Raw genomic sequence first — 26,738 nt, forward strand, 5'->3', positions numbered from 1 at the left:
GAAAACAAGCCAAGCGAACATAACAGAAACATTGTTGCTGCATATTTTACGCTTCTATGCTATGATAATCCGGTTCGAACGGTGAATAGCTATGTGCAAGATCCGGTTATCCCAATGCAGAATTCCGGATTCCCGAAACAAAGCCAGATTGCTGAAAACGCGAATTCCCTAAACAAAGCCAGTTCCCCAAACGAAGCCAGATCGCAAAAAGGCGATTTACCGAAACAAAGCCAGATTTGAGTGAAAATGCCTTATGTAATTGTTTTTAATTATTAATTTTTATTCTAGACGTTCCGAAGCGTCCCCTCGCCAATCGATGTCTCCAGAATATCGACCGTCTCGGCAAGCTTCTCGTCCACCACGTGGAGATATTCGATCCAGTCATTGACGTGGGTGAGTTCCGCAGCCCCGTCCGAAATTCCCCTCAGGCCAATGAGCGGCAGGTTGAAATGGTGACAGGCGCGCAGGATCGCAAAGGTCTCCATGTCCACCATGTCGGCGTTGATCATGTCATAGGTCTTGCCGGAAACGATGTTCGCCCCGGTCGAAAGGCTTGCCTCCGCAATGCCGGGGATGCGCAGCGGCAGGTCAACGATTACCGGCAGTTCGAGAAACGGCGTCGCGCCGCGTTCGAAACCGAGCGCCGAGGCGTCCATGTCGCGGTAGGAGACCGCCGTCGCCTGGTAGACCTCCGTCTGTTCCAGCCTGGCCGAGCCGGCGGAGCCGAGACTGACGACCATGTCGGGCGCGTTGCCGCCCTGGGCGAGTTCCTGCAGCGCCGCCGTCAGCTTGACGGCCGCCTCGACCGGTCCGACGCCGGTGAAAAGCGGGTTGAACCGCTCTTTCAGATGTGGGCCATATTCCTGATCGGCCGCCATCACGTAGAGCAGCTTCTTTCCGGCGACACCTTTTAGAATGTCATTCATCCTTCAATTCCCTCTCGTCCGACGACGGCCATCAGGGTGGCGGTCATGGTTGCAATCAGCTTTTCTTCGCCATCGGCCTTGACGGCGTAGGCCTTGCCGTCGGCGACGGTGATCGTGCGGCCGGGTTTGGTGACCTCGGCCCGAAACAGGAAGCGCTCGCCGCTGGCCGGCGCCATCAGGTTGATCTTGAACTCGATCGTCAGCACTGCAGCGTCGGCGCCCATCAGTGAAAACGCCGCGTAGCCGCAGGCGGAATCAAGCGCGGTGGAAACAATGCCCGCGTGGAGAAACCCGTGCTGCTGGGTGAATTTTTTCGAATAGGGCATTTCCAGTTCGGCAGACCCCGCGTCGACGTTGACGACCCGGATGCCCAGTGTCTTCATCACCTGCTGTCGCTCGAAGCTCTCGGCCGTTCGCTTCAGGAAATCCGGATTGGCGGGTTTGAACTTGTCCATCAGGATGCCTGCTAATCCCGTCGTTGCATGACGGCCAGAAAGAAGCCGTCCGTGCCGGTGGCCGCCGGCGTCAATGTGATGGTCTTCAGATCCGCCGACCAGGGTTTGAGGTCGCTCGAAGCAAACAGGTCTTCCCAGACCTCGCCCGCCGATATCAGTTCGAACCTGCCGTCATTCTCGCAGAAATCATAGACCTGGCCCTCGTTTTCCTGCGGCAGGACCGAGCAGGTCACATAGATCAGGAAGCCGCCGGGCCGCACGAATTCCGCAGCGGCCGAAAGCACCTCCTCCTGCTGCTCCACGCGGTCTTCGAGGTTCTTCGCCGTCAGTTTCCACTTGGTTTCGGGGTGGCGTCGCCACGTGCCGGTTCCGGTGCAGGGCGCGTCCACCAGCACCCGGTCCATGCGGCCTGCCAGCGCGGAAATATCCTCGTCAGCCTCGTGCACCTGGACGTTGCGGGTGCCGGCCCGCTTCAGCCGCTCGATAATTGGAGCAAGGCGCGTCCGGTCGGCGTCCCAGGCGTGGATCTGCCCCTTGTTGTCCATGGCCGCCGAAAGCGCCAGCGTCTTGCCGCCGCCGCCTGCGCAATAGTCGAGGATCTGTTCGCCCGGTTGCGCGAACACCATGTCGGAGACGACCTGGCTGCCCTCGTCCTGCACTTCGAACCAGCCGCGGGCAAAGGCGACTTCCGCCGTTACGTTCGGCAGGCGCGCCGGCCCGGTTCCGGCGGCGATGCGCAGCCCGTGCCGGGCGATCCGCGTGCGCTCCGGCCTGGCGCGCGACAACGCCTTGGCGACCTTCGCGACATCCGCCTTCAGCGTATTGACCCTGAGATCGAGCGGCGGCCGCTCGGCAAGCGCCCTGCCCTCCTCGATCCAGTCGTCTTCGAAATTCTCCTCGAAGGCGAATTGCAGCCATTCGGGAATATCCGCCTTGATGTGTTTGGGCGCCTTGGAAAGCTTGCGCTTGAAAAAGCCGTCCAGCTTCTCCTGCGTGGGCAGTTGCGGGGCGAACTTGTCGTCGGCCAGCTGTTTGACCAGCACGTCGCGCTCGATCTTCCACTGCCGCAGCACCACGCCGAAGGCCAGAGCCGATGCGCTGTCGTCCTCCATCAGCCAGCCAAGAGACTGTTTCTTGCGCAAGCCGTCATAGACGATATTGCCGATCGCCGCGCGGTCGCCGGAGCCGGCGAAACGGTGCGACAACCCCCAGTCTTTCAGAGCGTCCGCGACGGGGCGCTTGCGCGCGCCGACATCTTCCAGCACCTCGATCGCCGCCGCTATCCTGCCGCCAAGCCGCATGGTTCAAACCTTCAGCGGACCAGCAGCACCCAGGCGAGATACAGCCACAGGATCGCATTGAGCAGGAAGCCGACGATAAACATCGGCCGGCGGATCCTGACATCGTTGCTGGTGGTATGAACCACGGCGTGGATGACGCGGCTTGCCACGAACAACCAGGCGACCAGCAGCGCCAGATAGGAGACCGCATTCACCAGATGCAGCAGAATGCAGACGATGTAAAACAGGAAGGGCAGCTCGAACTGGTTGATGAGATTGCGCGCGGCCGTGGCGCTCGGCTCCGGCTCGACCGTCGGGATCGTGTAGTCGGACACCTTCGCCTTGCCGGCCTTCACCGCGCCCACGCGCCGCTTCGAGACCAGGAAGTATACGCAATAGATCAGAAGCGTCTGGGCAATCATCGGCCAGAAGATGGCTGTGCTCGACATCAGGTTTTCCCTTGCTGGTTAAGTGCTAGTTTCCGCCATGATAATTCGGACTTTCGCGGGTGATCGCAACATTATGGGTGTGGCTTTCGCTCAGGCCCGCGTTGGAAATCCGCACGAAGGTGGCGCGCTCGTGAAACTCGTCGAGATTGGCCGCGCCGACATAGCCCATCGCCGCCTTCAATCCGCCGCCGAGCTGGTGGAGCACCGCCGACACGGCGCCCTTGTACGGCACCTGCCCCTCGATGCCTTCCGGCACCAGTTTCAGCGTGTCGCGGACTTCCGCCTGGAAATAGCGGTCGGCGGAACCGCGCGCCATCGCGCCCACCGATCCCATGCCGCGATAGGCCTTGAACGACCGGCCCTGATAGAGATAGACCTCGCCCGGGCTTTCGTCTGTGCCGGCAAGCAGCGAGCCGACCATGACGGCCGATGCGCCGGCTGCGATCGCCTTGGCGAGATCCCCGGAATATTTGATGCCGCCGTCGGCGATCACCGGAATGCCGTTGACGCTCGCCGCCTCCGCCGCGCCCATGATGGCGGACAGCTGCGGCACGCCTACGCCGGCGACGATCCGGGTCGTGCAGATCGAGCCCGGCCCGATGCCGATCTTGATCGAATCGGCGCCTGCATCGATCAGCGCCCTGGCGCCGTCGGCAGTCGCCACGTTGCCGGCCATGATCCTCACCGAGTTCGACAGTTTCTTGACCCGCCCCACCGCGTCGAGCACGCGCTGGGAATGGCCGTGCGCGGTATCGATCACCAGCAGGTCGATGCCGGCGTCGATCAGCCTTTCGGCGCGTTCGAAACCATCGTCTCCAACGCTGGTCGCAGCGCCAACCCGAAGGCGGCCCTGCGCGTCCTTGGAGGCGTTCGGGTTGAGCTGGGATTTCTCGATGTCCTTGACGGTGATCAGACCGACGCAATTGCCGTCATTGTCGACGACAAGCAGCTTTTCGATGCGGTGCTGATGAAGCAGCTTCTTCGCCTCGCTCTGATCCACCGATTCCTTGACCGTTACCAGGTCCCTGGCAGTCATGAGTTCGTGGATCCGCTGCTCGGGGTCGGAGGCGAAACGGACGTCGCGGTTGGTCAGGATGCCGACCAGCTTGCCGGTCGTGAAACCGCCGGCGCCGCCGTTCTGCACCACAGGGATGCCGGAAATGCCGTGCGCCTTCATCAGGGCGTAGGCGTCGGCGAGCTTTGCGTCGGGCCCGATCGTGACCGGATTGACCACCATGCCGGCTTCGAATTTCTTGACCTGGCGCACCTCTTCCGCCTGGATTTCCGGCGAAAGGTTGCGGTGGATGACGCCGATGCCGCCGGCCTGCGCCATGGCGATCGCCAATCGCGACTCGGTCACCGTGTCCATGGCGGAAGACAGGATCGGAAGGTTGAGGTCGATGCCGTCGGCGATGCGCGTGCTTATGTCGGTTTCGCCCGGCATGACGGTCGAATGACCGGGCTGCAACAGCACATCGTCAAACGTCAGGGCTTCAAGTCCGGTAATCGTTTCGATGATGCGCGCCATGGCCAATCCTCTTCTGTAAAGGGATGCGGCGGACTGGCAGGAATCCGCGGCAAACGAGACTCAAATTCGAGAAGTTGGCGATGGCTGGTACCATGGAAAGGCGGCTATTGAAACAGGAAATATGGCAAGCGCAGCCCGAAGGCGAAGCGAGCGTTCAACTGTCTGCGTCGCCGCCGCCCCTGAAGTCCTTGGCGAGAAGATACATCTCCACGGATTCGGAGCGCGATGACGGCGGCTTGATGTGGATGACCTGGCGAAAGTTTCGTTTCAGCATCGTCAGAAGGTCCGCCTCCGTGCCGCCCTGAAAGGTCTTGGCCAGAAAATGCCCGCCGGGATTGAGCACGTCGACGGCGAACCAGGCGGCCACCTCGCACAGGTGCATGGTGCGCAAATGGTCCGTCCGCTTGTGCCCCGTCGTCGGCGCCGCCATGTCGGAAACGACGAGATCGGGCGCGCCGCCGCAGGCCTCGATCAGCTTCTGGGGCGCTGCGTCTTCAAGAAAGTCCATCTGCAGGAAGCACACGCCGGGCAGCGGATCCATCTCGAGAAAATCGATGGCGGCGACGCGCGGTTCCTCGTCCGTCGAGCCTGTCACCTTCGCCGCGATCTGCGACCAGCTTCCCGGCGCCGATCCAAGGTCGACGATGCGTTTTGCGCCTTTCAGGATGTTGTGCTTCTCGTCGATCTCCAGCAGCTTGAAGGCGGCGCGCGAACGCCAGCCTTCCATCTCGGCCCGCTGGACATAGGGATCGTTGATATGCCGCTCCAGCCAGCGTCGCGACGAGGCCTTGAGCTTGCCCCTTTTGCGAACTTTCTGTCCGAGCTTGCGCCCGGTCCGGTTTGAGGTGGTTGGCCGCATCAGTTATCCGCTTTCGAGGCTTCGCGCCCGCCGTTTCGATGGTGCTTGCCGCGTCGATAGAACGAGCGCCGGTTTTTGCCTCGCCGCCAGATGCCGTCGGCGGCCATCATTTCCGTAAGCAGGCCCTCACGCAGTCCGCGGTCTGCGACGCGCAGGCGCTCAGACGGCCAGCGTCGCCGGATGGCCTCGAGGATCGCGCAGCCGGCGAGCACGAGATCCGCCCGATCGGCCCCGATACAGGGATTGGAGGACCGCTGGTCGAAATCCCAGGACAGCAGCTTCCGCATCATCAGGTCGACCTCGTTGTTCGACAGCCACAGGCCATCGACGCGCCGGCGGTCGTAGCGCGGCAAGTTCAGGTGAACGCCTGCAAGGGTTGTCACGGTTCCGGAGGTGCCCAGCAGATGGAACACGCCCGCGGCCTGGCCGTTGCATCCCGGCAGATCCGGGCACAGGAAGGCGTCGAGCATGCCGGAAACTTCCTCCACCATGTCGTTGAAGATCGCCGGCGTCACCTCCCGCCCGCCATGGCGTTCCGACAGGGTCACGACGCCGACCGGCAGCGACGTCCACGCGGCGATATGGTTGGCCAGTCTGTTCGAACGGTTGCTGGAAAGATCGATCACGGCGATCTCCGACGATCCGCCGCCAATGTCGAACAGCACCACGCCTTCGGTCTCGCGCTCGACCAGGGACGAGCAACCGGATACCGCAAGGCGCGCCTCGGTTTCCCGGTCGACGATTTCGAGTTCGAGGCCGGTTTCCGAGCGGACGCGTTCGAGAAACTGGGTGCCATTGGCGGCGGCGCGACAGGCTTCCGTGGCAATCAGGCGGCTGCGCCGGATCGGCCGGCTGTCCAGTTTGTGCGCGCAGACTTTCAGCGCATCGATCGCCCGGTCCATCGCGTTTTCCGAGAGCTTACCCTGGGAACCAAGACCCTCGCCGAGCCGTACGATCCGCGAAAAGGCGTCGACGACGCGAAACTGCCCCGGTCTCGTTGGCAACGCCACCAGCAGGCGGCAATTGTTGGTGCCCAGATCCAGCGCAGCATAATAGGGTGGCGCGCCGGAACGATCGCCGCCATCCGCCTTCTCCCGGTTGGGTCTCGTACTTTCGGCGCCGTTTCCGGCATCCACGCGTCGCTCGCCGGCGCCTTGGGCGCCGGTCCGCTGTGGCTTGCGCCTCGAACCGCGTTCACCCTGCAGTGGCTTGTCGCCGGCGTTCTGGCGCATGTCTTGCGCTTCGTTGCGCCGACCGCCCTTGCGGCGGCGTCTCTTGCGCGATTTCTTTCTGTTGGAATTGCCGTCGGCTACGCCGCCATTCGGTTCATCGGCCGATGGGGCTGCCTGTTCTTCGGAGCGCTGGACAGAGTCCGCCTTTGTGGCGTCCCGTCCTGGCTGAGCTCTCGCACGGTTCCTGTCCGGCCCGTGCGCGGATCTGGATTCGGGCTTTCGATCTTTCCCGAAATCGGCTCCAGAACCGGCTCCCTGCGCCCCGTTGCCTGGCACATGTGTACCGTCCACGGGGTCCGTCACGTCAAATCCTGTCGCGCTGCGCCCGGCGTTGTCACGCGGCGACCAGCGCTTGTCCGTTTGCTGTTGGATAAAGTCTATCAGCCGGAAACCATTTGGCAAATGGTTTTTGGAAGAGGGATCGGACGCGGCTTCAGGCTGCGGACTGATGCACGCAGTCTTCGGAAGCGATAAGGGCGGCTGCTTCTCCAAGCGCCGTCAGGCGAACGGAAATCTTGTCGCTGTTGCGCTTGTGGATGACCAGACCCTGATCGGCGAAATCATTGATCTGGTCGCCATGCGTGCGGCCATCAAGACAAATCAGACGAAAACCGGTTCTCCGCATTCTGTCGATCTGCAAGAGAAGCGCTTCCGCTTCGCCGTCCATGTCACAATGAGACAACATCATCTGCGCCGTATCGACTGTGGAGTATCCGAGATAGTCGGCGATGCCGGCGAGATCGCGACCCATTTCCGAAAGCAGGAGGGCGACCTTGCGACCTATTGCGCTGTCGCTTGAATCAAGCGACATCGAAACCAGAGTCGTCTGACCAAGGCGGGCTGTAAATATTTGTTTGTCAACCATTCGATCTCTTCCGCGGCAAGCCATTCAACTTCACAGAAACGATCACGCGAGACATTCGTTCCAGATCCCGCTTATATAAGCGCGGGAAGTTCACATACCGTATATGTGTCACTTGAATTTTGATTATTCTAAGGCGGAGTAAACAAATTGCTGCAATCTGCACCTGATTGCGGCCCGCGCGGGAGGCGTACTCCATGCTAATGGGCAATATCGCCAATGGGATAGAAGGCAAAACCTGGCCGGATTTTGCAGCCAAGTTCGGGCTTGATCAATGCGGCAAATGTGATAAAGGTGGCGCCGAATTGAAGCGGTGAGCGCATCAGCGCCTGTAATCGCTTCGCCAGCGCCTTGTCGATCAAGGCCCGTTGGGGAATAGGTTAACGGTAGACCCACGGACTCTGACTCCGTTAGTCCTGGTTCGAATCCAGGTTCCCCAGCCATTTTTTTTAGCATTTTCTCTGGTTTCCACGAAAAACATAAGTGCCAGTTGGGTGGTTAGTTGGGAATCTTTGTTCCCTTTTCGAGCTTCCTGATCGCACTTTCAGCCAGCTTCTGATCCCGGTGCAAATAGTGTGAATCGAGGATCGATCGAACGTCCCGCAATGAGTGTCCAGTTATTGTAGCGATTTCAGCTTCCGTGCATTCGGCGACAGCAAGTCGGGTTACAGCCGTCCCGCGCAGATCATTGAACGTAATGCCGACAATTCTGGCGGCTCCACAGGCTTTTCTCCAAGATGAACGGAAGCCGTCAGTGTCCAAGGCGCCCCTTCACTGTTCACGAGAATCCTGCCTTCCTTGCACCGGTGAGCATTGAGAGCCGCTCTCAGAGGCGCCCCTACTGGCATGACGACGCGTGCTCCGGTCTTGCCTTGTTTCAGTCGGATACGGTCGCCGTCATATTGGGTCCAGGCCAATCGGGCGGGAGTCACAAACGGATCAAACCAGCATCCCTTCGTCATCCAGTCTGAACGACAGTACCGTTTCGTCGGTTTGACCGAGTTCATCGGCAATGACAACGGTATAATCCAGAGTAACCGTTTCACCCTCATCCAGGCCGGCGGCGATGTTGTCCGCGACCGGCTGCGGCAAGTCGAAAACCCAGTCCACCGTATCGGCGACCTGGTCCACCGGATCGAGTGTCAGGAAATCGAATGTGTCGGCGCCGCCCAGCACATTCTCGTTTCCGGTGACCGCGACCAGCGCCACGCTGGCCGAATGGCTGTCATCGACATCGGTATCGATGAACTGAATCCGGGTATCGCTGAGGAGTGTAATAACCGGTTCGTCATTGAGCAGTTCATAGGCGCCAAGATCACGACCGATAGTGTTTCCGGAACCATTGTCGATCACCGGGGCGTCATAGGCATCTTCGCCGCGGGCATCTGTTGGATCAATAGCGCCTCCATTTTCGGTAATCGCGGCATCGATCGCCGAATTGGCGGCATTCAGTTTCAGCGCGATGGTCTCGACCGGGCCGCCATTGTCGGCAAGTTTGCCGGCAACCGTTCCGTCAGTGAGCACCACGGTTTCAGCGAAGATGTCGGTCGGGTCAGCGTTGATGACCTGATCGCTTGCATCAGTATCCGACCCCGCCCCAACGATATTGAGGCCGAAGAACTTTGTGGCGTCGACGTTCGCCGCATCGATCGATATTTCGGAATTCTCCGGAGCGCTGTTTCCGAGGAGGATGCTGTTCGCAAGATCAAGAGCGCCGAACCGGTTAGTGAAGATCCCTCCGCTTTCAACACTGGCGGAATTGCCCGATATGGTGGCGTTCGTCAGTTCCGTCTGTCCGTAGAAGCCAGTGTAAACCCCACCGCCGTTGGTCGCGCTGTTACCGTAAATCGTGGTGTCGATCAGGATTGCTTCTCCCGCGATAGCCGGTTCGAGCCCTCTGATAATTGCACCATTCCAGATGCCGCCGCCGTTCGCGGATGTGGAATTGCCGGAAACGGTGGAAGCGACCAAACTCAAGTGTCCGCCGACATTCGCAACTCCGCCGCCGTCATTGGTGGCAGTATTGTTCGATATGGTTGTGTGCGTCAGGGTGGCCGTGCCGGAATTTACCAAACCACCTCCTGCGTTGCCGATAATCGTGCTGTCTGACAAGGCGAGACTTCCGCCGAAAGCGACGCCGATACCACCACCAACTGACGCAGAACCGCCAGTGATGATCAGGCCGTCCAAAATGGCGGATCCATCACTGACGAACAGGACACGGCTTTCGGCATTGGCATCGAGCGTCACGTCTTCCGCACCATCGCCATCCAGATCTCCCGTAAGCGTGATATCGGAAGTCAGTTCCAACTCTTTTCCTTCGAGAATGATCGTACCGCCATTCTCGAACGCCTCACCGATACCTGACGCAAAGGCGATCGTGTCGTTGCTCTCGCCATCCCCGTCTGCATCGTCCACTGCGTTGGCGAAGGCCAGCGCCTCGCGCAGGCTGGTCAGGCCGTCGAGCGGATCGACGACGTCATCTGTTGTGGTGACGAGCAGCGAAGGCGTTTCGATGAAGGCCTCCTGGACCTCTACCGCGCCGGCATCGACAGTGCCGCCATTGTCAGCCCCGGGGAGGTCGATGTCGCGCGGATTACCGTTGGCGTCCGTGGTTTCGGATACCGCATTTCCGATGTCGAGAGCCGGATTGTAGCCGACTGTCCTCAAGGCAACGGTTTGAACTGGTCCGCCATTGTCCGCAAGCACGCCCGCCACGGCGCCGTCGGAAAGAACGAGCGTACCGGCAAAAACATCTGCGGCATCTGTCGTTGCGTCACCGACGAGGTTTCCGTTGCCGGAATAGCTGCCGTTGACTTCACCGCCGCTGTTTCCGAGCACCAGCGTGTTCGTCAAGGTCAGGATACTCAGGACGGAATTGGTGTGGACACCGCCGCCATATGTGGCGCTGTTGCCAGTTACCGTCGTATTGACCAGCGTCGCCGGTCTGTTGCCTTCGAACGATCCGCCGCCGCCATTGCCTGTCGCCGTATTGCCGGACAACGTCACGTTTACCAGCGTCGCGGTGCCCGGGCTGTCGATGCCGCCGCCGTCGCTGTGGCTGCTGTTGCCCGAAATCGTCGTGTTGGTCAGAGTGATCTTGCCGGCGTTCGAGATCCCGCCGCCATTGCCGGTTGCATCGTTGCCGGCAACTGTACTGTTTACGATCGCCAGCCTTGCACCTGTGTCGATCCGAATACCTCCACCGCTGGCAGCGGTGTTTCCGCCGGTGACCACAAGGCTTTCGAGCGTTGATGCACCCGCTTCCGCAATCAGAACACGGTTTGTCGCATCGTCGAGACCTTCACCCGAATTCGCACTGATCGTAACCTCGGATTCGCCGTCGCCATCGACATCGCCGTCGATGGTGACATCCGAGGCAATCACGAGCTGGTCATTGCCGCCGATGTAGATCGTGGCGCCTTCGGCGAATACATCCGCGTCGAAGGAAATCGTGTCGTTGCTGAAGCCGTCGCCGTCTGCATCATCCACTGCATCGGCGAAGGCCAGCGCCTCGCGCAGGCTGATCAGGCCGTCGAGCGCGTCCACGACATCATCAGTCGTGGTGACGACGAGCGAGGGCACATCCCAATTTTGCAGTGACAACTCGACCGCACCCGCATCGACCGTACCGCCATTGTCGACCGACGGGATATCGACATCGCGGGGATTGCCATTCGCATCGGCGTTTTCAGAGACCGCGCTTCCGGTATCGATAGCAGGATTGGAAGGATGTTCGAGCAGCGCGATTGTTTCGACCGGTCCGCCATTATCGGCAAGCAGTCCGCCGCCGCTGAGCGGATCGATGTCGGCAAAAACATCCGATGCATAGATCGTGCCGTCGCCGACAAGATTTCCACTGCCGCTGTAGCTGCCCGAGACTTCGCCGCCGCCATTTCCAAGCACCAGCGTGTTCGTCAAGGTCAGGATACTCAGGACGGAATTGGTGTGGATACCGCCTCCATCCGTGGCACTGTTGCCTGATACCGTCGTATTGACCAGCGTCGCCGGTCTGTTGCCTTCGAACGATCCGCCGCCGCCATTGCCTGCCGCCGTATTGCCCGACAACGTCACGTTCACCAGCGTGGCGGTGCCCTGGCTGTCGATGCCGCCGCCGTTACTGTCGCTGCTGTTGCCCGAGATCGTGGTGTTCGTCAGTGTGATCGTGCCGAGGTTCGAGATCCCGCCGCCATTGCCTTTTGCGTGGTTGCCGGTAACCGTGCTGTCGGAGATTGCCAGGCTGGCACCGGAGTCTACGCGAATTCCCGCACCGCTTAAATTGGCATTGCCGCCGGTGATGACCAGGTTCTCGAAGACCGAAGTACCCTCTCTGATGATCACTACCCGGTTCGTCGCATCATCGAGCCCTTCGTCCGAATTCGCGTTGATCGTGACGTCCGCTTCGCCGTCGCCGTCGGCATCCCCATTGATCGTGACGTCCGAGGTGATTATGAGCTGGTTACCGCCGCCGGTATAGATGGTGTCGCCTGCGCCGAAGACATCTTCGTCAAAGGAGATCGTATCGTTGCTGGAGCCGTCGCCATCGGCGTCATCTACCGAATTGGCGAAGTCGATTGCCTCGCGCAGACTGGTCAGGCCGTCGATCCGATCGACCACGTCTTCGGTTGTTGTGACGACAAGCGAACGTTCCTCGTACTGAAGCTCGACGGCGCCCGCATCCACTGTACCGCCATTGTCAACGTCAAGAATATCGACCTCGCGGATACCCCCTGCAGCGTCGGAAGTTTCGGAGATCGGGTCGCCGCGGTCGAGCGCGGGATTGGACAAGTCCTGTTTCAGCGCGATAGTTTCGACGGGACCGCCGTTGTCAGCCAGGACGCCCGCCACGGTTCCGTCGGACAATATGTATGTGTCTGCAAAAACGGTCTCGGCTGTGGAGGCGCCGCCCCCGATCAGGCTGCTTCCGCCGTTGTTGAAAAAACCGCCCGATGTTTCGCCCCCCCTGTTGCCAAGCACGATCGAGTTCGTCAGATCCGCAGCGAAGATGAAATGGTTGATAATCCCGCCGCCCTGTCCGCCGGCGGCATTGCCCGATACAGTCGTGTTGATCAATGCCAGGTCGATGTAGCTGGATATTCCGCCCCCGTCCCTGTTCGCCACATTGCCGGAAATTGTGGTATTGGTCAGTGTTGCCGACCCGGCGTAAATAAACCCGGAAAAACTGTAGCCATCGTAGAATAGACCGGCATTGTAGAGCCCACCGCCGTCCCTGTTCGCTGTATTGTCAGACAACGTCGAGTTCGTAAGGCTCACTTCACCTGCACTCCATATCCCGCCACCGTCGTTCTTCGCGTAGTTGCCCGCAACGGTGCTGGCGATCATGGAAAGAGTGGCGTCTTCGTTGACATGGACGCCTCCGCCCTTGTTCGACGAATCATTGCCAGAAATCCTGCTGTTGACGATGGATAGGCTGGTGTTCCCTTCAATACGGACACCGCCACCGAATATAGCCTGTCCTCCGGTAATGACCAGACTGTCCAGAGTCGATGCGCCGCCGCCGTTCACAAGAAAAACGCGGCTGTTTCCGCCGGCATCTACAGTCACATCGCTCGCACCGTCTCCATCGGCATCACCGTCGATGGTGACATCGGAGGACAGGACCAGTTGCCCGGCAAGATTGATTGTTTCACCTCCGCTGAAAATGACTTCGTCGAAGGTTATGGTGTCATTGCTTCCATCGTCGCCGTCGGCGTCGTCGGTCGTATTCGCAAAGGCAAGCGCCTCGCGCAGGCTGGTGACGCCATCCGTAGCATCGACCACATCCTCGGTGGTTGTCACCACGAGTGAGAAAGGCTCGATTTCATCGCTCTGCAGTTCGACCGCTCCCGCATCCACCGTGCCGCCATTGTCCACGGTCAAGACATCGAACTCACGCTGATTCCCGTTTGCGTCTGTGCTTTCAGAGATCGCGTCACCGCGGTCGAGAGCCGGGTTGTCGAGGTCCGGCTTGAGTGCAATGGTCTCGACAGAGCCGCCATTGTCAGCGACGACGCCCGCCACAGTACCGTCGGGCAGGTTTTGTGTTGTTGCGAATACGTCATTCGCGTCGATGATTCCATCTCCGATCAGATTGCCGCCGTCATCGCTGTAGCCGCCGGATACCTCACCGCCGCTGTTGCCCAGGACGATTGTGTTTTCCAGTCCCAGAAATGCAGTGCTATCGAATATACTTTCATTGTTGATGCCTCCGCCTCTGATATCCGCTGTATTTCCCGATATCGTCGTGTTGACGAGGGTGGCGCTTTCAATCGTGTTGAGTCCACCGCCGACATTGGCGGTGTTTTCCACGACCGTCGTGTTCGTAAGGATGAGTTCCCCCGAATTGGCAATCCCGCCGCCCGAACTCGCGCTGTTGCCGGACACGGTCGTATTCGTCAGTGACAGGATTCCGTAATTCACGACTCCACCTCCGACATAAGAAACGACATTATCCGAAATCGCGCTGTCGGCTATTTCCAAGGTAGTGTCATAGTCGACACGTATGCCGCCGCCGGCGTCACCGGAATTTCCTCCGGAAACGATCAGACTCTGGATTGTGGAAACCCCTTCACCTCCAAAAAAGAAAACACGGCTGTTCGAATTCCCGTCCACCGTCACATCGGCTTTGCCGTCGCCGTCTACATCCCCATCGATTGTGATGTCCGACATGATTCGGAGCTGCCCGTATTCAAGATAGATCGCTGCACCGTTGCCGAATACACTTGAATCGAATGTGATTGTGTCATTGCTGCCGTCGACACCGTCGGCATCGTCCATGTTGTTGGCGAAGGCAATCGCCTCCCGCAAGCTGGTGACGCCATCCGTAGCATCGACCACGTCGGCCGTCGTGTTTACGATGAGCGTAGAAGCTTCGATTTCGTCGCTCTGGACTTCAACCGCCCCGGCATCCAAAGCCCCGCCATTGTCCAGGCCTGGAATATCGTGTGCGCGCGCATTTCCGTTCGCGTCGGTGCTTTCGACAATCACATCGCCCCGGTCGAGAGCCGGATTGTCGGCCGTCAATTTCAGAGCAACGGTTTCGACGGGTCCGCCATTGTCTGCGAGGACGCCAGCCTCCGTCCCGTCGGACAGGTTCTGTGTTTCTGCAAACACATCATTTGCATCCACGCTACCATCACCGACAAAATTTCCTCCGCCGTCGACATAGGGATGGACATCCGATGTCTCACCCCCACTGTTGCCAAGCACCAGCGTGTTGGTCAGGGTCATCGTGCTTGAGAGATTGTACAGTCCTCCGCCATTGACAGCTGTGTTTCCGGTAACCGTGGTGTTGGTCAGATTGACCGTCGCCAGTTGGGCGACGAGTCCGCCCCCATATCCGGCAGCGCTGCTCCCGGTAGCGACGTTGCCGTAAAGGGTCGTGTTCGTCAGCTCCGTCACGCCCTGAAAATCATAGATGCCGCCGCCCTTGCTGGCGCTGTTGTCGGAAACAGTCGCGCCGGTCAGGGTCAACGCGCCTGCATTGTTCCACAAGCCCCCGCCCTTTTCGGCCGTATTGCCCGATACGGTCGTGCCGGCAAGCGTAAGTGAGCCGGCGTTCCAAAGTCCGCCGCCGTTTGCAGTTGCAGTATTGTCAGCAATCACGCTGTCGGTCAGGGTCAGGGTCGCGTTTGAATTGATCCGTACGCCGCCGCCCTGGCCGGCATTTCCGCCAGTGACCGTGATGCCATCGATCGTGGAACTGCCATTCGAGACAATCAGGACACGGCTGGCTCCGCTCGCATCCAGCGTGACGTCGGATTCGCCGTCGTCATCCACATCGCCCAGGATCATGACATTCGAGGCAATCTGCAGTTGTCCATCGACGCCAAGAGAGATCGTGGCATCGTTTTCGAATGCTTCGCCCGAACCGCCGGCGAATGTTATGGTGTAGACAGCATTGTCTTCCCTGCTCGCATCATAATCGGCATTGGCGATCGCGAGCGCTTCACGCAGAGAGGTCAGTCCGTCGTCTGCATCGACAACGTCCTGGGTCGTCGTGACAACGAGCGAATACATTTCCGGCTGAACTTCGACTGCTCCCGCGTCGACGGCACCGCCATTGTCGACGCCGGGAATGTCAACTTCGCGCACATTTCCATTCGCATCTGTGCTTTCGGATACGGGATTTCCGAAATCGAGCGCCGGGTTATCCGACCTCTCATTCAATGCAACGGTTTCAACCGGTCCGCCATTGTCTGCAAGCAGTCCGCCTCCGTTATCAAGATCCACTTCTGCAAACACGGTAGCAATATCCGCGCCGCCGACCAGATTTCCATTACCTGTATAGACGCCTGAGACTTCATCTCCGCTGTTGCCGAGCACCAGGCTGTTGGTCAGTGTCGTAGACCCGGTTATGTGATGCGATATGGCTATATCGCTCAGGATTCCGCCGCCATCGGTTGCAGTGTTGCCGGTAACCGTCGTGTTTACGAGAGAGACGTTGCCGTGCACATTGACGATTCCACCTCCCCCGTCGGATGCAGCATTGCCCGCCAGTGTCACATTGGTCAGATCTGCGCTACCACCTGAATAAAGACCGCCGCCGAAATCTGCAGCCGTATTGCCTGACAGCGTGGTGTTGAGCAGAGAAATCGAACCGTCGTTCCATACGCCTCCACCGTCAATCGAAGCGTAGTTGTCAAAAATTGTACTGTTGGTGACAGTCAGATCACCACTGGGAGCAACGGAAATACCCCCGCCCCTGCCTGCATTCCCGCCTGTAATATTCAGGCTGGTGAGGACAGATGTGCCATTGCCGACGCTAAGTACCCGGCTGGCATTGTTGCCGTCGAGGGTTATGTCTGCCTTGCCGTCGCCATCGACATCGCCGAGGATGGTGACATCCGATGTAATCGCGAATTGACTGCCGCCGAGGACGATGATGCCTCCATTCTCGAACGCGTCGCCGACGCCGGCCGCAAAAGTAATGGTGTCGTTGGTTCCGTCGATGCCGTCGGCGTCATCTACACTGTTGGCGTAGGCGAGCGCCTCCCGCAAGCTGGTAAGACCGTCATACGCATCGACGATATCCTGCGTGGTATCGACCACCAGAGAAGCTGTTTCCGGCACGGCGGCAAGCTCCACTGCGCCAGCGTCTACTGTGCCGCCGTTGTCGATGTCCGCCCCGTACGCATCATACAGATCGACGTCACGCGAATTGCCGTTGGCATCCGTTGTTTCCGCGACCGAACCGCCACGATCCAGCGCAGGATTGTCAGCGACGGATTTCAACGCGATGGTCTCGACCAGCCCGCCATTGTCCGCCAGGACACCGGCTACCGTTCCGGCGGTGTTTGAATGGGTGTTTTCGAATACGTCTTCAGCGGCGACAGCGCCATCACCGACAAGGTTTCCGCCGCCACTGGTATAACCTCCGGTGACCTCGCCGCCGCTGTTGCCGAGCACCAGGGAGTTGGTAAGCGCAAGGGAACCGTTCGCAGCCCTGATTCCGCCTCCGTTTTCCGCGACGTTTCCGGAAAACGTCGCGTTGATGAGAGTCGCCTCGGAGTAGTTTGACAGTCCTCCGCCCAAGTCGGCTTCATTGTCTGCGATCGTGGAATTGACCAGTGTGGCCGTGCCCTGGTTATAGATGCCGCCGCCATAGGCGGCGTTGTTGCCTGAAACGGTAGTGCTGTTGAGTTCGACCGTGCCACGGTTGGTGATCCCGCCGCCGTAATTCGCATTGTTGCCCGAAACGGTCGAGTTGGTCAGTGTCGCCATGCTGCCGGACTGGATATACAGACCGCCGCCTGTTAAATAGGATGCATTCCCGGTAAGAATGCTGTTTTCCAGAACAACGGCCGCACCGCCACTTACTCGCACGCCGGCGCCATCGAGATCGTTGCCGCCGGTGAAGATCAATCCTTCGAGGTGCGAAGTGCCTCCACTGACCATCATAACCCGGGTCACGGCATCGTCCTGCCCTGCGCCCGAGTTCGCATTGAGCGTTACATCGGCTCTGCCGTCTCCGTCGATATCGCCATCGATCGTGACGTCGGACGTAATTATAAGTTGATAGTTGGCGCCAAGGTAGATTGTGGCGTCATCACCGAACACGCTTTCGTCGAAAGTGATCTTGTCGTTGCCGAAACCATCGCCATCGGCGTCATCGGTTGCATTGGCGTAGGCCAGCGCTTCCCGCAGACTGGTCACGCCATCATTGGCGTCAACCACATCCTCAGCCGTTGTGACAATCAGACTCGGAGTTTCGGAAGGCTCGACAACTTCTGCGGTCGGATCACTGGCGACGGATTCCGTTGTGCCACGGCCGTCCGTGTAGCTGACGACAACCTGAACCACAGCGCCCACATCGTCGTTGGCCAGCGTGTAGCTCTCCGCAGTAGCCCCGGCGATATCGTCGAACGTGGCCCCGCCATCGGTCGAGCGCTGCCACTGGTACGACAGGAGTCCCAGACCGTCCGCATCGGCAAGACCCGAGGCATCCGCAGTGAGGACCTGTTCTTCTTCAACTGTGCCCGATATGAGCACGGAACCCGTCGGGGTGTCATTCACATTGGCGACCGCACCCGTCGGTGCACTCGTCACACTCTCGGCCGTACCCTGACCGTCTGTATAGCTGACCACCACCTGCACAAGCGCGCCGACATCGTCGTCGCCGAGCGTGTAGGTCTCCGCGGTAGCCCCGGCGATATCGTCGAACGTGGACCCGCCATCGATGGACCGCTGCCAGTGGTAGCTGAGCGTGCCGAGCCCGTTCGCGTCGGCAAGTGCCGAGGCGTCAACCGTTAGCATCTGATCTTCTTCGGCCGTGCCCGATATCAGGACCGAACCTGTCGGGGGGGCCTTCACATTGACGACCGCACTCGTCACACTCTCGGCCGTACCCTGACCGTCTGTATAGCTCGCCGCCACCTGAACAAGCGCGCCGACATCGGCGTCGCCCAGCGTGTAATCGGCGCTTGTGGCCCCGGCGATGTCGTCGAAGGTGGCGCCGCCGTCCGTCGAGCGCCGCCACTGGAATGACAGGGTTCCGAGGCCATCGGCGTCGGCAAGACCCGAAGCGTCTGCGGTCAAAACCTGATCTTCTTCAGCCGTGCCGGTGATGAGGACGGCGCCCGTCGGCGCATCGTTGATATTGGCGACCGGACCGGTTGCCGCGCTCGCAACGCTCTCGGCTGTGCCCTGACCATCCGTATAGCTGGCGACAACCTGGACGAGGGCGCCCACGTCGGCGTCGCCGAGCGTGTAGCCCTGCACCGTCGCACCCGCAATGTCATCGAAGGTGGCGCCACTATCGATGGACCGCTGCCACTGGTAGCTGAACGTGCCGAGCCCGTTCGCGTCGGCAAGACCCGAGGCGTCTGCGTTGAGAACCCTATCCTCCTCCGCCGTGCCAACGATCAGCACCTCACCTGTCGGCGCATTGTTAACCACGCTCCGGGTGAGCTCATAGGCTCCAATATCGCGGCCGTCCGCATTGCCGAGACCATTGTCCACGTCTGACTGGTCGAACGCGGACTCGCCGCGAGCATCCGTGGCCTCGATCATGAACGACCCGTCCGACACTGCCGCGTCCAGCGCCGGATTGGTGAGATCCACCTTCAATGCTATGGTTTTGACCGGCCCGCCATTGTCGGCGAGCAGACCACCACCGGTATCCAGATCGATCTCGGCGAACACGTCCTCCACATCTTTGCCGCCGACAATGTTGCCGCCATCATCGGAGTACCCGCCAAATGTTTCGCCACCGCTATTACCCAGAACGAGCGTGTTGCTCAGGTTCGCCGAGCCGCCAAGTTTCGAGAGACCACCGCCGGTCGAGGCAGAGTTGCCCGAAAGGGTGGCATTTACCAGTGTCGCTTCGCCGCCTCTCAAGCTGATTCCGCCGCCGAAACTGTTCGCCCCGTTCCCCGAAAGAGTGGTGTTCGTCATGGTGGTTCGACCAGCTTGTGACGCAATCCCGCCACCCTCATTACCGGCATGATTGTCCGAGATGGTGGTATTCGTCAGCGTCTCGGTTCCTCCCTGCGTGACAAACCCGCCGCCGGAAGTAGATGCACTGTTGCCGGAAATTGTCGTATCCGTCAGAACCGCAACCGAACCCAGAGAGGCAAAGCCGCCACCCGAACCGCCGGCGACATTGTTCGAAAGCGTGACGTTGTTCAGCGTCACGACGCCGCCTCCCGAGATCAAGAGTCCGCCACCGTCGCTGTTCGATGTGTTGTTCGACACGGTCGTATTCAGGAGATCCAGTCTGCCACCGGCCAGTAATACGCCGCCGCCTGAGGAATTTGCATTGCCGCCAGTGACGACCAGTCCTTCAAGATCGACACTGGTATTCTGGATGGAAAATATACGGCTGGAGGCATCTTCGGCGCCTTCCGCTGTGTTGGCGTCAAGCGTGACGTCGGCCACGCCATCGCCATCGACATCGCCATTTATCGTTATATCTGAATTGATCAGCAGCTCGCCGTAGTCACCGAGATAAATAGTTCCGCCATTCTCGAAGGCTTCGCCAATGTCGGAAGCAAAGGTGATCGTATCGTGGTCGGAGCCATCGCCATCAGCGTCCCGATTGCTGAAACTGTTTGCCAGGGCGATCGCCTCGCGGAGGCTGGTTTGTCCATCGTTTGCATCCACCACGTCCTCGGTTGTGGTGACAATGATACTTGTCGCTACGACTTCACCCGTTGCCTCACTCGCCACGCTTTCGGCCGTCCCCTGACCGTCGGTGTAACTTGTAATAACACGGACCTGCGCATCGACATCGTCATCGCCGAGCGTATAGGTACCGGCCGTCGCACCGGCGATATTATCGAAGGTGACGCCGCCATCGGTCGAGCGCTGCCACTGATATGACAGAGACCCCAGCCCGTCGGCATCGGCAAGATCCGAGGCGTCGGCTGTCAGAGTCTGGTATTCCTGCACTCTTCCCGATATCGACACCGAACCCGTCGGCGCATCGTTGACCGGCGTGAGATCCAGCGATGCGGTCGAGGAAGCAGTCAGCTCTCCATCCGAAGCCGTATAGGCGAAGGTCACTTCGCTGTCGTCATCGGCATCCGGCGTGTAAGTCCAGCTGTCGTCGCCATTGTCGAAGAGCGCCCCGCCGCCCGTCTGGATCGACAGGTCGGAGATCGTCAGCGATGGGCCATCGACATCCGATGCCCCTGCCAGAAGCTCGGCCGCTGTGATGATGCGGCTGCCATCCTCATTGATGGCGCCGAGATCCACCGCTGTGGCAACCGGAGCATCGTTGACCGGCGTGAGATCCAGCGAGGCGGTCGAGTAGGCAGTCAGCTCTCCGTCGAACGCGGTATAGGCGAAGGTGACATCGCTGTCGTCATCGGCATCCGGCGTGTAAGTCCAGCTGTCGTCGCCATTGTCGACGAGCGCCCCGCCACCCGTCTGGATCGATAGGTCGGTGATGCTCGTTGCAGGCCCGTCGATATCGGATACACCGGCAAGCAATTCCGCCGCCGTGATCAAACGGCTGCCGTCCTCATCGATAGCTCCGAGGTCCACCGCCGTTGCAACCGGCGCGTCATTGACCGGCGTCAGATCGAGCGATGCGGTCGAGGTGGAAGCAAGGTCTCCGTCGGAGGCCGTGAAGGCAAAGGTCACTTCTCTGTCGTCATCTGCGGCCGGCGTGTAGGTCCAGCTGTCGTCGCCATTGTCGACAAGCGAACCCCCGCCCGTCTGGATCGACAGGTCGGAGATCGTCAGCGACGGGCTGTCGACATCCGATGCCCCGGCAAGCAACTCGGCCGCTGTGATGATGCGGCTGCCGTCCTCATTGATCGCACCCAGGTCGACAGGGGCAACCGTCGGCGTGTCATTAACCGGCGTCAGATCGAGCGAGGCGGTTGAGGTGGCAGCAAGGTCTCCGTCGAACGCCGTATAGCCGAAGGTCACCGCGCTGTCGTCATCGGCGTCCGGCGTGTAGGTCCAGGTTCCGTCATTGTTGTCGACAAGCGAGCCGCCGCCCGTCTGGATCGAGAGATCGGTGATGCTCGTTGCGGGACCATCGACGTCCGTCACACCGGCAAGCAATTCCGCCGCCGTGATGGTGCGGCTGCCGTCCTCGTCAATGGCGCCGAGATCCACCGCCGTTGCAACCGGCGCGTCATTGACCGACGTCAGATCGAGCGAGGCGGTGGAGGACGCAGACAGCTCTCCATCCGAAGCCGTATAGGCGAAGGTCACTGCGGTGTCGTCGTCGGCGGCCGGCGTGTAGGTCCAGGTGCCGTCATTGTTGTCGACGAGAGCGCCGCCGCCCGTCTGGATCGACAGGTCGGTGATCATCAACGACGGACCGTCGATATCGGATACGCCAGCCAGAAGCTCAGCTGCCGTGATCAAACGGCTGCCATCCTCGTCAATGGCGCCGAGATCGACTGCCAAGGCCACAGGCGCCTCATTGATGTTTGTGACGGCAATCGAGAGGGTCGCCGTATCGTCCGGCGTCGCGCCCACTGTGGCGTCATCAACCAGGACGTTCACGTCGAGTGACGGATTGCTCTCGAAGTCCAGGCTCACGCCCGCTTTCAGATAGAGCACCGTCCCGTCGATCTCGAACACGCCCGCATCCGCGCCCGACAGCGACAGAACATTGGTTCCGAGGGTATCGTCCGAAATCACGATATCGGCGACCTTGATGCGGGTACCGGTGTCGGTGTCTTCCGCAAGGCTGGCCGTCACATTGTCCAGGGCAACCCTCGGCGCGTCGTTGACAGGCGTCAAATCCAGCGAGGCGGTGGAGGATGCAGTCAGCTCTCCGTCGGAGGCGGTGAAGGCGAAGGTCACCGCAGTGTCGTCGTCGGCGGCCGGCGTGTAGGTCCAGGTTCCGTCATTGTTGTCGACGAGCGCCCCGCCGCCCGTCTGGATCGACAGGCCGGTGATCATCAGCGACGGGCCATCGACATCCGTCACCCCGGCAAGCAACTCGGCCGCCGTGATGATGCGGCTGCCATCCTCGTCGATGGCGCCGAGATCCAACGCTGTGGCAACCGGCGCGTCATTGACCGGCGTTAGGTCAAGCAAGGCGGTCGAGGAGGCAGTCAGCTCTCCATCCGAAGCCGTATAGGCAAAGGTCACTTCGCTGTCGTCGTCGGCATCCGGTGTGTAGGTCCAGCTGTCGTCGCCGTTGTCGACAAGTGACCCACCGCCCGTCTGGATCGACAGGTCGGAGATCGTCAGCGACGGACCGTCGATATCGGATACGCCAGCCAGAAGCTCAGCTGCCGTGATCAAACGGCTGCCATCTTCGTCGATGGCGCCGAGATCCACCGCAGTGGTGACCGGCGCATCGTTGACAGGCGTGAGATCCAGCGACGCGGTAGATGACGCAGTCAGGTCTCCATCCGAAGCCGTATAGGCGAAGGTCACTTTGCTGTCGTCGTCGGCATCCGGTGTGTAGGTCCAGCTGTCGTCGCCATTGTCGACAAGCGAGCCGCCACCCGTCTGGATCGAAAGGTCGGAGATCGTCAGCGACGGGCCATCGACATCCGATGCCCCGGCAAGCAACTCGGCCGCCGTGATGATGCGGCTGCCATCCTCGTCGATGGCGCCGAGATCCACCGCTGTGGCAACCGGCGTCTCGTTGATGTTCGTCACGGCAATCAAGAGCGTTGCCGCATCGTCCGGCGTCGCGCCCACTGTGGCGTCATCGACCAGCACGCTCACGTCGAGCGCCGGGCTACTCTCGAAGTCCAGGCTCACGCCCGCCTTCAGGTAGAGCTCCGTCCCGACGATCTCGAACAGGCCCGCATCCGCGCCCGACAGCGACAGGGCATTGGTTCCGAGGGTATCGTCCGAAATCACGATATCGGCGACCTTGATGCGGGTACCGGTGTCGGTGTCTTCCGCAAGGCTGGCCGTCACATTGTCCAGGGCGACTGTCGGCGGGTCGTTGACTGGCGTCAAATCCAGCGAGGCGGTGGAGGATGCAGTCAGCTCTCCGTCGGAGGCTGTGAAGGCGAAGGTCACCGCAGTATCGTCGTCGGCGGCCGGCGTGTAGGTCCAGGTGCCGTCATTGTTGTCGACAAGCGAGCCGCCGCCCGTCTGGATCGACAGGTCGGCGATGGTCAGCGTCGGACCGTCGATATCGGTTACGCCCGCAAGCAATTCTACTGCGGTGATCAGACGGCTGACATCCTCGTCAATGGCCCCAAGATCAACCGCTGTGGCAACCGGCGCGTCGTTGACAGACGTCAGGTCAAGCGAGGCGGTCGAGGAGGCAGTCAGCTCTCCATCCGAAGCCGTAAAGACGAAGGTTACCGCGCTGTCGTCGTCGGCGGCCGGCGTATAGGTCCAGCTGTCGTCGCCGTTGTCGACAAGAGAACCGCCGCCCGTCTGGATCGAAAGGTTGGAGATCGTCAGCGACGGGCCATCGACATCCGATGCTCCGGCAAGCAACTCGGCCGCAGTGATGATGCGGCTGCCGTCTTCGTCGATGGCGCCGAGATCCAACGCTGTGGCAACCGGCGCGTCATTGACCGGCGTCAGGTCAAGCGAGGCGGTGGAGGAGGCAATCAGCTCTCCGTCGAACGCGGTATAGGCGAAGGTCACTGCGGTGTCGTCATCGGCATCCGGCGTGTAGGTCCAGCTGTCGTCGCCATTGTCGACAAGCGAGCCGCCACCCGTCTGGATCGACAGGTCGGAGATCGTCAGCGACGGGCTGTCGACATCCGATGCCCCGGCAAGCAACTCGGCCGCCGTGATGATGCGGCTGCCATCCTCGTCGATGGCGCCGAGATCCACTGCTGTGGCAACCGGCGTCTCGTTGATGTTCGTCACGGCAATCAAGAGCGTTGCCGCATCGTCCGGCGTCGCGCCCACTGTGTCGTCATCGACCAGCACGCTCACATTGAGCGCCGGGCTGCTCTCGAAGTCCAGGCTCACGCCCGCCTTCAGGTAGAGCTCCGTCCCGACGATCTCGAACAGGCCCGCATCCGCGCCCGACAGCGACAGGGCATTGGTTCCGAGGGTATCGTCCGAGATCACGATATCGGCGACCTTGATGCGGGTACCGGTATCGGTGTCTTCCGCAAGGCTGGCCGTCACATTGTCCAGGGCAACTGTCGGCGCGTCATTGACCGGCGTCAGGTCAAGCGAGGCGGTGGAGGACGCAGACAGGCCGCCGTCGGAGGCTGTGAAGGCGAAGGTCACCGCAGTGTCGTCGTCGGCGGCCGGCGTATAGCTCCAGGTGCCGTCATTGTTGTCGTCAAGCGCCCCGCCGCCCGTCTGGATCGACAGGTCGGTGATCATCAGCGACGGACCGTCGATATCGGATACGCCAGCCAGAAGCTCAGCTGCCGTGATCAAACGGCTGCCATCTTCGTCGATGGCGCCGAGATCCACCGCAGTGGCGACCGGCGCATCGTTGACAGGCGTGAGATCCAGCGACGCGGTAGATGACGCAGTCAACTCTCCGTCTGAAGCCGTATAGGCGAAGGTCACTGCGGTGTCGTCGTCGGCGGCCGGCGTATAGGTCCAGCTGCCGTCGCCATTGTCGACAAGCGAGCCGCCACCCGTCTGGATCGACAGGTCGGAGATCGTCAGCGACGGGCCGTCAACATCTGTCACACCGGCAAGCAATTCTACTGCGGTGATAAGACGGCTGCCGTCCTCATCGATGGCGCCGAGATCAGCCGCAGTGGCAACCGGCGTCTCGTTGATGTTCGTCACGGCAATCAAGAGCGTTGCCGCATCGTCCGGCGTCGCGCCCACTGTGGCGTCATCGACCAGCACGCTCACGTTGAGCGCCGGGCTGCTCTCGAAGTCCAGGCTCACGCCCGCCTTCAGGTAGAGCTCCGTCCCGACGATCTCGAACAGGCCCGCATCCGCGCCCGACAGCGACAGGGCATTGGTTCCGAGGGTATCGTCCGAGATCACGATATCGGCGACCTTGATACGGGTACCGGTATCGGTGTCTTCCGCAAGGCTGGCCGTCACATTGTCCAGGGCAACTGTCGGCGCGTCGTTGACAGACGTCAGGTCAAGCGAGGCGGTCGAGGAGGCAGTCAGCTCTCCATCTGAAGCTGTGAAGGCGAAGGTCACTTCGCTGTCGTCATCGGCGTCCGGCGTGTAGGTCCAGGTTCCGTCATTGTTGTCGACAAGCGAGCCGCCGCCCGTCTGGATCGACAGGTCGGTGATGCTCGTTGCAGGTCCGTCGATATCGGAAACACCGGCAAGCAATTCCGCAGCCGCGATCACCAGGCTGCCGTCCTCATCGATGGCGCCGAGGTCAACTGCAGTGGCGACCGGCGCGTCGTTGACCGGCGTCAGGTCAAGCGAGGCGGTCGAGGAGGCAGTCAGCTCTCCATCCGAAGCCGTAAAGACGAAGGTCACTTCGCTGTCGTCATCTGCGTCCGGCGTGTAGGTCCAGGTGCCGTCATTGTTGTCGACAAGCGCCCCGCCGCCCGTCTGGATCGACAGGTCGGAGATCCCCAGCGACGGGCTGTCGACATCCGATGCCCCGGCAAGTAACTCGGCCGCCGTGATGATGCGGCTGCCATCCTCGTCGATGGCGCCGAGATCCACTGCTGTGGCAACCGGCGTCTCGTTGATGTTCGTCACGGCAATCAAGAGCGTTGCCGCATCGTCCGGCGTCGCGCCCACTGTGGCGTCATCGACCAGCACGCTCACGTTGAGCGCCGGGCTGCTCTCGAAGTCCAGGCTCACGCCCGCCTTCAGGTAGAGCTCCGTCCCGACGATCTCGAACAGGCCCGCATCCAAGCCCGACAGCGACAGGGCATTGGTTCCGAGGATATCGTCCGAGATCACGATATCGGCGACCTTTATGCGGGTACCGGTGTCGGTGTCTTCCGCAAGGCTGGCCGTCACATTTTCCAGGGCAACCGTCGGCGGTTGGTTGCCGCTGTCATCGACGACAACCTCTATGACTTCAAACGATCTGAGCTCGATCCCGAGACTTGCAAAACCTCCTGAAGCGGAACCGGTCTGAACGATCATCGCCTGCAAGGCGGCAAGTTCCGCTTGAAACTCTTCCGATGTAAATGTTGTCTGGCTGACGATCAGGCTTATGGTGTCGCGTCCGTTTCCTCCATCGTACAAATCCAGATTGTCCGGATTGTCGGCCTCGACATGGATAATCGTATCATTGCCGTTGCCAGCCAGGACGATATCGTCACCAGCCCCCGCATTCACTGTGTCGCTACCG

At 60.6% G+C, this 26,738-nt stretch carries 10 protein-coding genes and 1 tRNA gene; 1 reads left to right on the plus strand and 10 read right to left on the minus strand.

The window, feature by feature from the left end; translation table 11 throughout:
- Positions 1 to 284 precede the first annotated feature (284 nt).
- From K1W69_RS24055 to K1W69_RS24095, 9 genes are all read right to left on the minus strand, one after another.
- Entirely contained in the window at positions 285 to 926 is a 642-nt protein-coding gene (locus K1W69_RS24055; protein ID WP_220230994.1) for a 5'-methylthioadenosine/S-adenosylhomocysteine nucleosidase, read from the minus strand.
- Positions 923 to 1,381, minus strand: coding sequence for a PaaI family thioesterase (locus tag K1W69_RS24060; protein WP_220230995.1), 459 nt, complete (start codon positions 1,379 to 1,381; stop codon positions 923 to 925). The genes K1W69_RS24055 and K1W69_RS24060 overlap by 4 nt, the downstream gene beginning before the upstream one ends.
- An 11-nt stretch (positions 1,382 to 1,392) precedes the next feature.
- Entirely contained in the window at positions 1,393 to 2,682 is a 1,290-nt protein-coding gene (locus K1W69_RS24065; protein WP_220230996.1) for an RsmB/NOP family class I SAM-dependent RNA methyltransferase, read from the minus strand.
- A gap of 11 nt (positions 2,683 to 2,693) precedes the next feature.
- Positions 2,694 to 3,110: an MAPEG family protein gene (locus K1W69_RS24070; RefSeq protein ID WP_220230997.1), complete on the minus strand. Its 417-nt coding sequence runs from the start codon at positions 3,108 to 3,110 to the stop codon at positions 2,694 to 2,696.
- 25 nt (positions 3,111 to 3,135) lie between these two features.
- The gene (gene guaB / locus K1W69_RS24075; RefSeq protein ID WP_220230998.1) at positions 3,136 to 4,638 is read right to left on the minus strand and encodes an IMP dehydrogenase; all 1,503 of its coding nucleotides are present in this window, start codon (positions 4,636 to 4,638) and stop codon (positions 3,136 to 3,138) included.
- 154 nt (positions 4,639 to 4,792) lie between these two features.
- Positions 4,793 to 5,497 (minus strand): RlmE family RNA methyltransferase, encoded by a 705-nt coding sequence (locus tag K1W69_RS24080; protein ID WP_220230999.1) that lies wholly within the window; start codon positions 5,495 to 5,497, stop codon positions 4,793 to 4,795.
- Positions 5,497 to 7,032, minus strand: coding sequence for a Ppx/GppA phosphatase family protein (locus K1W69_RS24085; RefSeq protein WP_370688303.1), 1,536 nt, complete (start codon positions 7,030 to 7,032; stop codon positions 5,497 to 5,499). The genes K1W69_RS24080 and K1W69_RS24085 overlap by 1 nt, the downstream gene beginning before the upstream one ends.
- Before the next feature lie 130 nt (positions 7,033 to 7,162).
- On the minus strand, positions 7,163 to 7,594 hold the full coding sequence (locus tag K1W69_RS24090) for a hypothetical protein (RefSeq protein WP_220231000.1): 432 nt from the start codon (positions 7,592 to 7,594) through the stop codon (positions 7,163 to 7,165).
- A 197-nt stretch (positions 7,595 to 7,791) separates the two neighbouring features.
- Positions 7,792 to 7,953 (minus strand): hypothetical protein, encoded by a 162-nt coding sequence (locus K1W69_RS24095; RefSeq protein WP_220231001.1) that lies wholly within the window; start codon positions 7,951 to 7,953, stop codon positions 7,792 to 7,794.
- A 7-nt stretch (positions 7,954 to 7,960) separates the two neighbouring features.
- Here K1W69_RS24095 and K1W69_RS24100 point away from each other — a divergent pair.
- Positions 7,961 to 8,034: transfer RNA gene (locus tag K1W69_RS24100), tRNA-Gln, on the plus strand.
- 496 nt (positions 8,035 to 8,530) lie between these two features.
- Here K1W69_RS24100 and K1W69_RS24105 read toward each other — a convergent pair.
- Positions 8,531 to 26,725, minus strand: coding sequence for a cadherin-like domain-containing protein (locus tag K1W69_RS24105; protein WP_370688308.1), 18,195 nt, complete (start codon positions 26,723 to 26,725; stop codon positions 8,531 to 8,533).
- Between the last annotated feature and the right edge of the window lie 13 nt (positions 26,726 to 26,738).

Origin of the sequence: Flavimaribacter sediminis (assembly GCF_019492055.1) — a bacterium.
In the GTDB taxonomy this organism is placed as follows: domain Bacteria; phylum Pseudomonadota; class Alphaproteobacteria; order Rhizobiales; family Rhizobiaceae; genus Flavimaribacter; species Flavimaribacter sediminis.

Excerpts from the sequence above, each read along its gene's own strand:
- K1W69_RS24065 (WP_220230996.1), bottom strand. The coding sequence starts at position 2,682 with ATGCGGCTTGGCGGCAGGATAGCGGCGGCGATCGAGGTGCTGGAAGAT.
- K1W69_RS24080 (WP_220230999.1), bottom strand. The coding sequence starts at position 5,497 with ATGCGGCCAACCACCTCAAACCGGACCGGGCGCAAGCTCGGACAGAAA.
- guaB (WP_220230998.1), bottom strand. The coding sequence starts at position 4,638 with ATGGCGCGCATCATCGAAACGATTACCGGACTTGAAGCCCTGACGTTT.
- K1W69_RS24055 (WP_220230994.1), bottom strand. The coding sequence starts at position 926 with ATGAATGACATTCTAAAAGGTGTCGCCGGAAAGAAGCTGCTCTACGTG.
- K1W69_RS24060 (WP_220230995.1), bottom strand. The coding sequence starts at position 1,381 with ATGGACAAGTTCAAACCCGCCAATCCGGATTTCCTGAAGCGAACGGCC.
- K1W69_RS24090 (WP_220231000.1), bottom strand. The coding sequence starts at position 7,594 with ATGGTTGACAAACAAATATTTACAGCCCGCCTTGGTCAGACGACTCTG.
- K1W69_RS24070 (WP_220230997.1), bottom strand. The coding sequence starts at position 3,110 with ATGTCGAGCACAGCCATCTTCTGGCCGATGATTGCCCAGACGCTTCTG.